The organism is Burkholderia thailandensis E264 (assembly GCF_000012365.1).
Lineage (GTDB): Bacteria > Pseudomonadota > Gammaproteobacteria > Burkholderiales > Burkholderiaceae > Burkholderia > Burkholderia thailandensis.
Map to the genome: position 1 here is coordinate 2,075,521 of NC_007650.1, position 12,712 is coordinate 2,088,232.

At 68.6% G+C, this 12,712-nt stretch carries 11 protein-coding genes; 5 read left to right on the forward strand and 6 right to left on the reverse strand.

The window, feature by feature from the left end; translation table 11 throughout:
* Positions 1–4: 4 nt before the first annotated feature.
* Together egtB and BTH_RS08770 are read right to left on the reverse strand one after the other, a co-directional pair.
* Entirely contained in the window at positions 5–1,240 is a 1,236-nt protein-coding gene (gene egtB / locus BTH_RS08765) for an ergothioneine biosynthesis protein EgtB (RefSeq protein WP_009897717.1), read from the reverse strand.
* A gap of 166 nt (positions 1,241–1,406) precedes the next feature.
* Positions 1,407–1,787 carry a DUF427 domain-containing protein gene (locus BTH_RS08770; protein ID WP_009897719.1) on the reverse strand — a complete coding sequence of 127 codons (381 nt, stop codon included), beginning with the start codon at positions 1,785–1,787 and terminating at the stop codon, positions 1,407–1,409.
* A 529-nt stretch (positions 1,788–2,316) separates the two neighbouring features.
* On the opposite strand from BTH_RS08770, the gene alr reads away from it, so the two are divergent.
* Complete coding sequence (gene alr, locus BTH_RS08780; RefSeq protein WP_009897723.1) at positions 2,317–3,441, forward strand: alanine racemase; 1,125 nt, start codon at positions 2,317–2,319, stop codon at positions 3,439–3,441.
* Between the two features lie 313 nt (positions 3,442–3,754).
* Here the strand turns inward: alr and BTH_RS08785 are convergent, their stop codons facing one another.
* Complete coding sequence (locus BTH_RS08785) at positions 3,755–4,549, reverse strand: enoyl-CoA hydratase (RefSeq protein ID WP_009897727.1); 795 nt, start codon at positions 4,547–4,549, stop codon at positions 3,755–3,757.
* Between the two features lie 104 nt (positions 4,550–4,653).
* Between BTH_RS08785 and BTH_RS30310 the strand changes: the two genes are divergently transcribed.
* Both BTH_RS30310 and BTH_RS08790 read left to right on the forward strand, forming a co-directional pair.
* Positions 4,654–4,893, forward strand: a complete 240-nt coding sequence (locus tag BTH_RS30310) for a hypothetical protein (protein ID WP_154660037.1) — start codon at positions 4,654–4,656, stop codon at positions 4,891–4,893.
* Positions 4,894–4,910: 17 nt separating this feature from the next.
* On the forward strand, positions 4,911–5,294 hold the full coding sequence (locus tag BTH_RS08790; RefSeq protein ID WP_009907896.1) for a hypothetical protein: 384 nt from the start codon (positions 4,911–4,913) through the stop codon (positions 5,292–5,294).
* Between the two features lie 578 nt (positions 5,295–5,872).
* Here the strand turns inward: BTH_RS08790 and BTH_RS08800 are convergent.
* A complete protein-coding gene (locus tag BTH_RS08800) occupies positions 5,873–7,075 on the reverse strand; it encodes a porin (protein WP_009897731.1) in 1,203 nt (400 codons plus the stop codon).
* A 1,158-nt stretch (positions 7,076–8,233) separates the two neighbouring features.
* Between BTH_RS08800 and BTH_RS08810 the strand changes: the two genes are divergently transcribed.
* A complete protein-coding gene (locus tag BTH_RS08810) occupies positions 8,234–9,103 on the forward strand; it encodes an MOSC domain-containing protein (protein WP_009897740.1) in 870 nt (289 codons plus the stop codon).
* 171 nt (positions 9,104–9,274) lie between these two features.
* Here the strand turns inward: BTH_RS08810 and BTH_RS08815 are convergent, their stop codons facing one another.
* Positions 9,275–10,789, reverse strand: coding sequence for a sensor histidine kinase (locus BTH_RS08815; RefSeq protein ID WP_009897742.1), 1,515 nt, complete (start codon positions 10,787–10,789; stop codon positions 9,275–9,277).
* Positions 10,786–11,457: a response regulator gene (locus BTH_RS08820; RefSeq protein WP_009897743.1), complete on the reverse strand. Its 672-nt coding sequence runs from the start codon at positions 11,455–11,457 to the stop codon at positions 10,786–10,788. The genes BTH_RS08815 and BTH_RS08820 overlap by 4 nt, the downstream gene beginning before the upstream one ends.
* A gap of 130 nt (positions 11,458–11,587) precedes the next feature.
* On the opposite strand from BTH_RS08820, the gene BTH_RS08825 reads away from it, so the two are divergent.
* Positions 11,588–12,676 carry an ABC transporter substrate-binding protein gene (locus BTH_RS08825; protein WP_009897744.1) on the forward strand — a complete coding sequence of 363 codons (1,089 nt, stop codon included), beginning with the start codon at positions 11,588–11,590 and terminating at the stop codon, positions 12,674–12,676.
* The last annotated feature ends 36 nt before the right edge of the window (positions 12,677–12,712 follow it).

Consider the following 12,712-nt stretch of genomic DNA (forward strand, 5'->3'; position numbering starts at 1 on the left):
CCGTTCAGATATCTCTCGCAAGACGCACTCCCGTGAATTGCCAGCGCGCGGCCGGCGGAAAGAAGTTGCGATACGTCGCGCGCGCGTGCCCGGGCGGCGTCGCGACGCTGCCGCCGCGCAGCACCTGCTGCCCGACCATGAACTTGCCGTTGTATTCGGCCGCGACGCCCGCCATCGGTCGAAAACCCGGATACGGGCCGTACGACGAGCGCGTCCATTGCCACACGCAGCCCGTCATCTGCACGATGTCCGGCGCGTCGAACGCCGCCTCCCATTCGGCCTCCGTCGGCAGCCGCGCGCGCGCCCATTCGGCGTAGGCAGCCGCTTCGTAGAAACTCACGTGCGACACGGGCGCGTCGAGCATCAGCGGCTGCAGGCCGCCGAAGCCGAACTCGCGCCAGCCGAGCCCTTCGCCGCCGTCGGACGCGATCCAGTAGAGGGGCGCCTTCCATTCTTCGCGCTGAACGATGGCCCATCCGTCCGACAGCCAGAACTCCGGGCGCGCGTAGCCGCCGTCGTCGATGAACGCCGCGTATTCGCCGTTCGTCACGAGCCGCTCCGCGATCTGGTACGGATGCAGCATCGTCCGATGGCGCGGCCGTTCGTTGTCGAACGAGAAGCCGCGGCCGTCGTGGCCGATCTCGACGATGCCGCTCGGCCCCGACAGCCAGCGCATCGCGCCGTTCGCGCGCCGCGCATCGGCCGGCGGCGTCGCATCGTCGCTTCGATACGCAGGCAGCAGCGGATTCAGCGAGAACGCATGCAGGATATCCGTCAGGATCAGTTCCTGATGCTGCTGCTCGTGATGCAGGCCAAGCGTGATCTCCGGCTCGATCGCGATCAGCGTCGGCAGATCGGACGTGCGCAGCAGGTCGAGCAGCGCGTCGTCGACGTGACGCCGATAGCGATGCACGTCGCCCAGCGACGGACGCGACAGCATCCCGCGCTGCGCTCGCGCATGGCGCGGGCCGAGCGCTTCGTAATACGAATTGAAGAGATACGGATAGCGCGAATCGAACAGCTTGTAGCCACGCGCATGCCGCGCGAGGATCACGGTCTCGAAGAACCATGTCGTGTGCGCGAGATGCCACTTCGTCGGACTCGCGTCCGGCATCGATTGCAGCGCCTGGTCCTCCGCCGACAACGGCTTCGCGAGCTCGACGCTGTATCGGCGCACGTCCGTGAAGCCGCGCGCCAGGTCCGACGCGAGCCCGAGCGTCGACTCTTCGTTCTTCGTCATGTGCACCGTCCCGACTGAATGGCTCGCCCGCGCGCCGTGCGACGCCCGCGAACCCATGCAACAAAGAATAGGACACGCGCGCGGCATCGCGACCGCAATCGCGATGCCGCGCGCGCGAGCACCGCTTTCGCGGCGCGCCCCGTTGGTGTGATGAATGGCTTCGGCGTCAGCCGATCGTGATCGAATCGACGCGGTCGGGATAGAACGCGAGATGGCCGGCGATCCGCTTGAGCGCGTCGTGCGGCGTCTCGTACGACCAGATCGCATTGACGCCGCGCGCGCCCGCCCCCTTGATGCTGTAGTAGGACGCATCGCCCTTGTACGGGCAGTGGCTCTCGTGCGTCGTGCGCTCGAGCTGCGCGAGATCGACGTCCTTGCGCGGCACGTACTGCACCGGCGGATACGACGCTTCGCGCAGCGTGAGCGCGTCGCGCGTGTCGGCGAGCGTTTGACCGGCCGCCTTGACGACGACGCGCTCGCCCGTCGCTTCGATCGTGATCGGATGGTCCGGGCCAGGAATCTTGACGGTGTGACTTGACTGGGTCATGAAAGCGCCTCCGGTTGCGAAACACGTCGGATGTCGGCGACATCGTACGCCGCGGCGGCGCCGCAGGCGACGCGCGAGCCGCGAATTCTGAAGTTCGAGCGAACGAACAATCCCCGTTGCAAACGCCGTTAATTGCAGGAAGTTCGGCAATCGAAAGCGACGCGCATGCGTGGGCCACCGTCGCGTGCGCGCAGATTCCGCGCCCGCTCTTGAGAGAGAGATGCGGCGTTGACGATGCGCGTCGCCCTTTACGTAGACCATCGCGCGCGGCGAGGTTCCCCGATCTGCCGCCGCATGCAACGAACCGCTCGCTCGCGCGGCCGCGCGCCAACCTTTCCGCCGCGCCCATCAGTTTTTACTGAAATTGCGACAAATACATTAAATAAAACCATCGCTTCGCACATACCATAGCTGCCGACACTGGCCATGACGTTTCGCACGGCGGATATCCACCGAACGAGCGCCATCGATTTACCCGCGCGGCGCGCCGCACATGCGCGCGCGCCGCCTTGACTTCGCAGAGAGATTCATGCCCCGCCCCATCGTCGCCCGCATCCACCCCGACGCCATCGCGCACAATCTTGCAATCGTCCGGCAAAAAGCGCCGAACTCGCGCGTCTGGTCGGTCGTCAAGGCGAACGCTTACGGCCACGGCATCGAGCGCGTCTATCCGGCGCTCGCCGACGCGGACGGCATCGCGCTGCTCGACCTCGATGAAGCGGTGCGCGTGCGCGCGCTCGGCTGGACGAAGCCCGTGCTGCTGCTCGAAGGCATCTTCGATGCGGCGGACATCGAGATCGCGGATCGCCATCGGCTGACCGTCGCCGTGCACGGCGACGAGCAATTGAAGCTGCTGACGTCGGCGAAAACGACGCGCCCGATCGACATCCAGTTAAAGATGAACTCCGGGATGAACCGGCTCGGCTATCGGCCGAGCGCGTTCCGCGATGCGTGGGAACGCGCGGCCGCCGCGCCGTCGATCGGCCGCATCGCGCTGATGATGCACTTCGCGAACGCCGACGACGGCGAGATCGACTGGCAAATGAGCGTGTTCGACGCCGCGACGGACGGCCTGCCCGGCGAGCGCACGCTGTCGAACTCGGCCGCCGTGCTGTGGCATCCGCGCGCGCACCGCGACTGGGTGCGGCCCGGCACGATCCTGTACGGCGCGTCGCCGACGGGCGCGACCCGCCATGTCGCCGACGTGCCGCTGCGGGCCGCGATGACGCTCACGAGCCGGATCATCGGCGTGCAAACGCTGTCGCCGGGCGAGACGGTCGGCTACGGGCGCCGCTTCGCGGCCGAGCGCGAGATGCGCATCGGCGTCGTCGCGTGCGGATATGCGGACGGCTACCCGCGCCACGCGCCGAGCGGCACGCCGATCGCGGTCGACGGCGTGCTCACGCGGGTGGTCGGGCGCGTGTCGATGGACATGCTGACCGTCGATCTCACGCCGTGCCCGCACGCGGGCGTCGGCTCGACTGTCGAGCTGTGGGGCAAGCAGGTGCGCGTCGACGACGTCGCCGAAGCCGCCGGCACGATCGGCTACGAGCTGATGTGCGCGCTCGCGCGGCGCGTGCCGGTCGTCGTCGATCCGCATCCCGCCGCCGAGACGCACGCGCAGCCCGCGCGGACCGGGAGCTACGGGCGCTGAGCGAAGCGCGGACCGATTCAGGCCGGCCGGCGAAAGCCGGCGCGCGGCGCGAGCGGGTTCGTCACGCCGCGCGCATCGGCAGCCTCGCGTTCGATACCGCGAGAAGGATGCGCGCGTTCGAGGCGCCAGCGGGCGCATCGGCGCATCGGCGCATCGGCGCGGCGGCGCGGCGGCGCGGCAACGCATGATCGACGCCGGCGAGCCGGCGCTTGCGCGCATCGGACGGGCAGCGCATCGGATCGCACGAACCCGTTGCGCCGCACGCGACGCCCGTGGACGGCCGCCCCGCGCCGTCCGCTCACGCGCTCGCCGTTCACGTTCGCCAGCGCGGCGCCCGCTTGTCGAGAAACGCGTCGATGCCCTCGCATGCGTCGGCGTCCATCATGTTGCGCGCCATCACGTCGGACGCATACGCGTAGGCGTCGTCGAGCGGCATCTGCCGCTGCCGGTCGAACATCGCCTTGCCGTAGCGCACTGCGGCGGGGCTCTTCGACACGATCGCCGCGACCGTGCGCGCAACGGCCGCGTCGAGCGCGTCCTGCGGCACCGCCTCGTTGACGAGGCCCCAGTCGACGGCCGTCGCCGCGTCGATGAAGCGCCCGGTGACGAGCATGTCGAACGCGCGCTTCGCGGACACGTTGCGCGACAGCGCGACTGCGGGCGTCGAGCAGAACAGCCCGACGTTGATGCCCGACACCGCAAAGCGCGCCGTATCGGCGGCGATCGCGAGATCGCACGACGCGACGAGCTGGCAGCCCGCCGCCGTCGCGATGCCGTGCACGCGCGCGACGACGGGCACGGGCAGCGCGCGGATCGCCTGCATCACGCGGCTGCAGCGGCCGAACAGACCGCGGTAGTACGCGAGATCCGGCGTGGCGCGCATCTCGCGCAGATCGTGGCCCGCGCAGAACGCGCGGCCCTCCGCGGCGAGCACGACGCAGCGCACGCGCGGATCGTCGGCGAGCGCCGCGAGCTCGCGCTGCAACGCGTCGAGCAGCGCCTCGGACAACGCGTTGAACTGCGACGGCCGGTTCAGGCGCAGCGTCGCGACGCCGTCGTGATCGTCGCGCAACAGCGGCGGCGGCGATGCGTGGCTGGATCGTTCCATGTCTTCCTCCTCGAATGGGGATGCGGATCGGCCGGTGCGGGCGGCGGCGTCGCCCGGCGCGTATCGGACAAAGGTATACGGTATCTCGGCCGGAGCAAACCGCATTGCGTCAAGCAACGCGCGCAAGCCGATCCGGCGATGCGGCGAAAAACCGACACCCGGCGCCGAAGATCGCCGAAGCAGTGGACATCACCGGAAAAGGCTGTATATTCGTACAGCTCGCGCTGTCGGCGATCCATGCGAGAATCGCGTGCCGCCGCACCGGCCGACGGGCCGCAACCGCATCGGCAACGCGGCTGGGGTCGATCGGCGCCGCGCGACGGGCCACGGAGATGACAGAGTGAAACGAGTTGGATGCGGGTTGCTGTTGTTGGCTTTCACTTCCTTGACGTTCGCGGGCGAACGCTACGTCGAGATCTGGAATCCGCCCGAAGCCCGCATCGGCTCGACCACCGGTTCCGCCAGCGGCGCGCGCCGCGATCCGGCTGCCCGCAAGCCGTCGGCCGCTGCCGCGACGAAGCGCAGGCGCGCCGCGCCGCGCGTCGTCGAGGCGCGAATGCATCATCCGCCCACCGCCGTGAAGATCGCGCCGAAACCGCGCGCGATCGACGACGGCGCGCCGCGTCCCGCGCCCGGGCCCGCTTCGCCGTCGCCCGCCACCCCCGACATCCCCCGCCTGTTCACGCCGGACGGCAACGTGCTGCGCGTCGGCACGCGCGGCTACCGCGTCGACATCTCGCGCTGATCCGCGCATCGAGCGCGATCGGGCACCGGCGCGAAGCCGGGCATTCGCGTTTTCGGGAACATCGGAGCGGCACGATCGTGGCGATGCTCGCAACCGGACAATGCGGCCCGCCGAAGGTGCAATCGATGGCGGCCCGTTCCGTCATGCGACGCGCGCGAAACGCCGTGCCGCGCGAACCGCCGAATCGACGCAAGGCCCGCGCGGCGCGAACGCGCCGACCGGCGCTCGACGCGCATCGCGCGCGTTGAGCCATCGCCGCACGACGCCGGGCCGACTGAACCGCGCATGACGCCGCACGCGATGCGCGCGCCCGCGAATGCTCGCACCGCGCGCCATACGCGCGCCCCCGCCCCTTGTCGCGCGAGCGCGTCGACGACGGTGGGACGTCGAATCGCGATCGCCGCCGCGGGCGACGCCTTCCCTTTTGCCGTCACCGCCCGCCACGCCGCAGCACGCGCGCGGACGGACGACGCACGCGCGCACACGTTACATGCATGCGCATAAAAAAACAGCCGGCCCGAAGGCCGGCTGCTCGTTCGACTTCGCGCGCGACGCGCACGTCGCGCGAAAGGCCGCGCTCAGAAGCGATGGATCAGACCGACGCCGACGCCCACCTGGCTGCGCGACGACGACGGCGACGTGTTGAAGCCGTCGCCGATCGACGCGGTCGCGTCGATGATCTTGCCGCCCGCGAGCGTCTTGCCGTTCGCACGCTGGTACGCCTCGACCGCGTAAAGGCCCGTGCGCTTCGACAGGCTGTAATACTGCGACAGCGTGAACTGGTGGTACTGCGCCGCGCTCGTGATGCCGTTCGATTGCGTCGCGCGCGTGTACGCGTAGCCGCCCGCGAAGTCCCACTGAGCGGACGGCTTGAAGTGCAGCACCGCACCCGCCGTGTTGAAGATCGCGGTGTTGCGGAACGCCGAGTTGACGCCCGGAATGTACTGCACGTTCGAGTACGACACCGAGATGTCCCACGCGGACGAGAACTGGTAGCCGGCCGTGACCGCGACGCGCTGCTGCGCCTGCGCGGTCTTGTAGCCGTTGTTGATCGCCGACACGGCCGTCTGCGCGCCGCCGTTGGACGTCGTCGAATTCGCGCCCCAGTCGCCGCCGCCCGACGTCGAGTTGTTCACGCGCTGGAACGCCGCCGCGATGCCGAGCGGACCGTTCATGTACTGGATGCCCGCGCTCCACGTGGAGCCGGCGTTCACGCTGCCCGGCTGGCCGCCGAACGCATACGAGCCGCCGAACGTGAAGCCGTAGAACTTCGGCGACATGTAGACGAGCGAGTTGTTCGTGCGGTAGCTGGTGTCGAGCGAGTCGATGTCGCCCGGGTGCGCGCCGAAGTAACCGGTGAGCCAGGTCGTCGGGCTGTACGGCGACAGCAGCGTGTAGTACGCGGTGTATTGACGGCCGGCCGTCAGCGTACCGTACGTCGGATTGGTCAGGCCGACCCACGCCTGCCGCGTGAAGATGCCGCCCGCGAACTGCGACGTGCCGTTGGCCGTGCTGAAACCCGATTCGAGCTGGAAGATCGCCTTCGAGCCGCCGCCGAGGTCCTCGCTGCCCTTCAGGCCGAAGCGGCTGCCCGCCCACACGCCCGTCGACATCTTCACCGCCGAGCGGCCGCCCGTCGTTGAGCCGAGCGACGTGCTGCTGCTCTGATACGCGATGCCGTTATCGACGATACCGTAAAGCGTCACGCTGCTCTGAGCGTGCGCGGTGGCGACAGCCGCCAATCCGGCGGCCGTCATCGCGACCGCTGTGCGCTTTTTCATTGATTCTCCGTCCTCAAGAAATTTTTGTGTGGTGTGTCACGCGGCATGGTCTGTCCATGCGGGCGCCATTCTCACCGATTCGTCCGTGTTGCAGAACGAAGAATAAAGATCCGTCGGCTTCGCGCAACGCGGGAATTCACTAACTAGTTAGTTTTAATGCTGCAAGGATAAGGGTTTCGCGGGTGTGCGAGCGGATAACTGGAACCGGTTCCCTCTAACCCGGGATTTACCCGAATTTACATTCACACAGTCCTTCCAGACGGCTTCCAGATAGCTTTCGTGTGACGATTCCGAGCCGCGGACATTTCGGGCCCGCAGGCGCGAAGATCCGATTTTTCAAGGACTTGGATGCACGGCGCGCAGTTGGGCCGCGAGTGCCCAGCGGGCGTCGGCGTCATGCTCGGCTCGGGTTCGGCATTGAACCGCCGCTTTCAAACGTCGCACGAAGCATGAATGGATCGGCTTCGAACCGGTTGTCGGCGCTTGCCTTCCTGCCCGGCCCTGCTCGCGAAGCGCGGCCGAGCGATTCTCCGTCTGCGTCGACTCGAGACGCATCACGTCGAAGCCGTCGCGCGGCATCGCGCCGATGCACGTCTGCCGGACGTCGAGGCGCGCCTCTTCCGCACCTCTTCATTTCGCCCCGCCGTTCGCACGACGCTCGCACGATGTTCGCACGACGCTCGCACGATGCTCGCACGAAACGGCCGCAAGCCTCGCTCGAGTTATCCGCGCGATGCGCGTGCTATGCTCATGTAATGCGTATGTGATGTGCGTTCAATGCGCGTCGAAGCGACAGTCACGCCGACAGCCATTCGCGCGGCCGAATGGCGTGCGCTCCCGGCTCCCCCCCGCCCGCGCGCGGCCCGCAGCGGATCGCGTCGCCATCGAGCGCGCATTCGCCGCGATCCGCTCGATGCACCCGCGCCCGATAGCGGAAAGACGGCCCGCGGCGATGACGGCGAGCGGCCGCGCGAACGCGAAATCGATTGCGCATCGGCGGGCGCCGCGCCGGTCGGCCCGATGCCGACGGGACGTCGCCCTGGTGTCGGCCTAGTGGGCGCGCTCGGACGCAGGCGGTTGCGGGCGCGGACAATCTGGCAAAATCACGGTTCCGCCGCCGTTTTCCTAATCCGTACCGATCCCGGGCCCAAGCGCGCCATGCCAGTCATCAGCGAACTTTTCGTCTATCCGATCAAGTCCTGTGCGGGCATTGCGACGGTTCGCGCGCAGTTGCTCGTCACCGGCCTCGAATACGACCGCAACTGGATGGTCACCGATCCGGCGGGCGCGATGATCACGCAGCGCACGCATCCGCGGCTCGCGCTCGTGCGCACGGCGATCGGCGAACGCGAGCTCGTCGTCAACGCGCCGGGGATGCCCGAGCTGCGCACGCCGCTCGCGGCGACGGCGCTCGCGGGCGCCGAGCCGCTCGCCGCCACCGTCTGGCGCGACACCGTGAGCGCGCTCGACGCGGGCGCACACGCGGCGCGCTGGTTCAGCGATTTCCTCGGCTCGCCCGCGCGGCTCGCGCGCTTCGCGCCCGATGCGCGGCGCGTGGTCGGCGCGAAGTGGACGGGTGCGTTCACGTCGTACGCGCAATTCGCCGACGGCTTTCCGATCCTCGTCGTCGGCCAGTCGTCGCTCGACGACCTGAACGCGCGGCTGCGCCGCAAGGGCGCGAGCGCGGTGCCGATGAACCGCTTCCGCCCGAACGTCGTGCTCGCGGGCCTCGACGCCTACGAGGAGGACTACGTCGATTACCTCGACGTGCAGACGGACAACGGCGGCGTGCGCCTGAGCCTCGTCAAGCTATGCACGCGCTGCCCGGTGCCGACGATCGACCAGCGCACGGGCGCGCCGGACCCGGCGTGGCCGAACGAGCCGACCGACACGATGAGCGCCTATCGCGGCAGCCAGCAGTTCGGCGGCGCGCTGACGTTCGGCAAGAACGCGATCGTCGTGAACGGCGAAGGCGCGTTTCTGGAAGTCGGGCAATCGGCCGACGCGGAGATCGCGTTCCGCGATTGACCCGCGCAGGTCGCGCGCGGACGTGCGAGATGCGGCACGCACTAGCCCGCCCTAGCCCCCGCGCGGCGCGATGCAAGCCGCCGTTCACGCGCCGCCGCCGTCACGCTCGCCCGAGCCGGCGCGCGACCGACGGCCAAGGGCCCTCACGCCCCGGCCCTGACGCCCCGGCGCTCACGCCGCCAGGGCCGGCAGCGTGACGCGCACGACGAGCCCGCGGCCGCGCGCCGCCCGTTGTTCGGCCGAGCGCCCCTCGATGCGCTCATCGCTCTCGCTTCCCTCGCCGGTTTCGTTGCCCGCATCGCCCGCGCCAACGCCCTCGCTCGCTGCACCGCTCTCGCCCGCCGCATCCCCCAACTCGACCGCGCCGCGATGCACGCGCGCGATCTCGCGCACGATCGACAGCCCGAGCCCCGTCCCCTCGATCGCGAGCGTCGCCTGGCTGCGGTAGAAGCGCTCGAACACCGCATCGCGTTCTTCGGGCGCGATCCCCGGCCCGTCGTCGATCACCTCCAGCCGCGCGACATCGCCTTCGCGCGCGACGCGCACCGTGATCACCGCGCCGTCGCCCGCGTAGCGGATCGCGTTGTCGATCAAATTGCCCACGAGCTCGCCAAGCAGATCCGCGCGCCCCATCACGTCGACGCTCGCGTGCGCCTCGAAACCGAGATCGATGCCGCGCGCGCGGGCGACGCCCGACCAGTCGAGCGTCACGCTGCGCGCGAGCTTCGCGAGCGCGACCGGCTTGCACTCGATCGCCGGCACGACGTCCGATTCGAGCCGCGACAACGACAGCAATTGCTGGACGATCTTCGCCGCCTGCCGCACCGCGCCGTTCACGCGCCGCAGATGCACGTTCACGCGCTCGCGCTCGGCGGGCCGCAGCGCGAGCTCGACGCCCGCCTGCGCGGCCGCGAGCGGCGTCTTCAGTTGATGCGCGGCGTCCGCAAAGAAGCGTCGCCGCGCGACCTGCATGCGCTGCGTGCGCGCGACATACTGGTTGATCGATTCGACGAGCGGCGCGACCTCGCTCGGCAGCCCGATCGTCTCGAGCGGCGTCGGGTCGTCCTCCGCGCGCGCGGCGACCTTCGCCGACAGCCGGTTCAGCGGCCGCAGCCCGCGCCCGACGCCGAGCCACACGATGCCGAGCGCGAGCACGACGAGCAGGCCCTCCTGCAGCAGCGAGCCGACGAGGATCTCGCGCGCGAGCGCCTGCCGCGCCTCGATCGTCTCGCCGACCATTACCCACACGACGCGCGTCTGCGCGCTCGGCACGTCGTGCACGGGCAGCCGCAGCGCGGCCATGCGCAACGGCTCGCCGCGGTACACGGCGTCGTAGAACGACGTCGCATAGAGCGGTGCGCTCGCGCGCGCGCCCGGCATCGGCAGATCGCGGTAGCCGGTGATCGCGCGGCCGTCGTCGCCGCGGATCAGGTAGTAGATCTTGCCGCCGTCGTTCGACTCGAACATCTCGAGCGCGAGATACGGCAGGTCGACCTCGACCTCGCCGCCGACGAGCCGCACGCCCTCGCGAATCGACTTCAGCGACGACGCGAGCGTGCGATCGAACGCGACGTGCGCGGCGTTCATCGCGCGCTGGTACGTGAGCCACGAATCGAGCGCGAGCAGCCCGAGGAACGGCAACAGCAGCCACAGCGCGACCTGCGCGCGCAGATTGAGCCGCGTCACGACGGCTGCGCCTCGAGCAGATAGCCGAGCCCGCGCAGCGTGACGATCGCGACGCCGCTGCCCTCGAGCTTCTTGCGCAGCCGGTGCACGTAGATCTCGATCGCGTCGGCGTTCACCGATTCGTCGAGCCCGAAGATCTTCTCCGACAACGTCTCCTTGTTGATCGCGCGGCCGTTGCGCAGGATCAGCACCTCGAGCACCGAGCGTTCGCGCGGCGTCAACGCGAGCGCGTCATTGTTCAGACGAAAACTCCGGTCGACGCTGTCGAACTCGAGCGGCCCGCATTCGACGCGCACGTGATCGTGCCCGAGGCTGCGCCGGATCAGCGCGCGTGCGCGCGCCTCGAGCTCGGTCAGCTCGAACGGCTTCGCGAGGTAGTCGTCCGCGCCGAGATCGAGCCCGCGCACGCGGTCCTCCACCGAGCCGTGCGCGGTCAGGATCAGCACGGGCACCGGGTTGCGCCGCGCGCGCAGCCGCCGCAGCACTTCGAGACCGTCGAGCTTCGGCAACCCCAGGTCGAGAATCACGAGCGCGTAGTCCTGCGTGTGCAGCACGTGGTCGGCGGCCTCGCCGTCCGCCATGTGGTCGACCGCGAAACGCGCGGAGGAAAGCGCATCGGCGAGCGACTGCGCGAGGATCGGGTTGTCTTCGACGAGCAGCACACGCATCAGCAAAACCTCGGGAAATCCATAATCAAAAGAAAGCGATTGTGACAAAAAATGAAAGCGCGATGAAAGTGCGCGCCGCGTACCATCCGCGTCACTCGAACCGAACAAGACGCAACAACTGGAGGAAGACATGCATCACGCACCGGCCGGCATCGCCGCCGTTCTTTTCGCCGCCGCAAGCACTGTCTGCGCGCAGGTCCCGGCAGGCTATCCGGGTAACTACCAACACGTGATCGACGCCGCGAAGCAGGAAGGCAAGCTGGTCGTCTACGCGACGACCGACACGTCGCTCGTGCGCCCGCTCATCAAGGATTTCGAAAGCCTGTACGGCGTGAAGATCGAATACAACGACATGAACAGCACCGAGCTTTACAACCGCTACGTGAGCGAAAGCGCCGCGAAAAGCGCGAGCGCCGACGTGCTGTGGAACTCGGCGATGGATCTGCAGGTGAAGCTCGTCAACGACGGGCTGACGGCCGCGTACGATTCGCCGGAGACGCCGCACGTGCCGCAATGGGCGCAGTACCAGAAGCAGGCGTACGGCACGACCTACGAGCCGCTCGCGATCGTCTACAACAAGCGGCTGATTCCCGGGAACGACGTGCCGAAGACGCGCGCCGACCTGATCAAGCTGCTGCAGTCGCAGCCCGAGAAGTTCAAGGGCAAGGTGACGACCTACGACATCGAGAAGTCCGGCGTCGGCTTCAACTATCTGACGCAGGACGCGCACGTGAACGACAAGGTCACGTGGGAGCTCGTGCGCGCGATCGGCGCGACGAGCCCGAAGCTGCAGTCGAGCACGGGCGCGATGATGGAGCGGATCTCGTCGGGCGAGAACCTCATCGGCTACAACATCCTCGGCTCGTATGCGTACGCGAAGGCGAAGAAGGACAAGTCGATCGGCTACGTGCTGCCGAAGGACTACACGCTCGTCGTGAGCCGGCTCGTGACGATCTCGAAGCAGGCGCGGCATCCGAACGCGGCGAAGCTGTGGGTCGACTATCTGCTTTCGAAGCGCGGCCAGACGCTGATCGCGAACCAGGCGAACCTGTACTCGATCCGCGCGGACGTATCGGGCGAAACGTCGATGACGAGCCTCGAGAAGGAGCTCGGCGATTCGCTCAAGCCGATCCAGATCGGCTCGGGCCTGCTCGTCTATCTCGACCAGTCGAAGCGCCTCGCGTTCCTCAAGCAATGGCAGCAGGCGCTCAAGCGCTGAGCCCGCGCGCGTGACGCTCGCGCGGCGCCCGCCGCG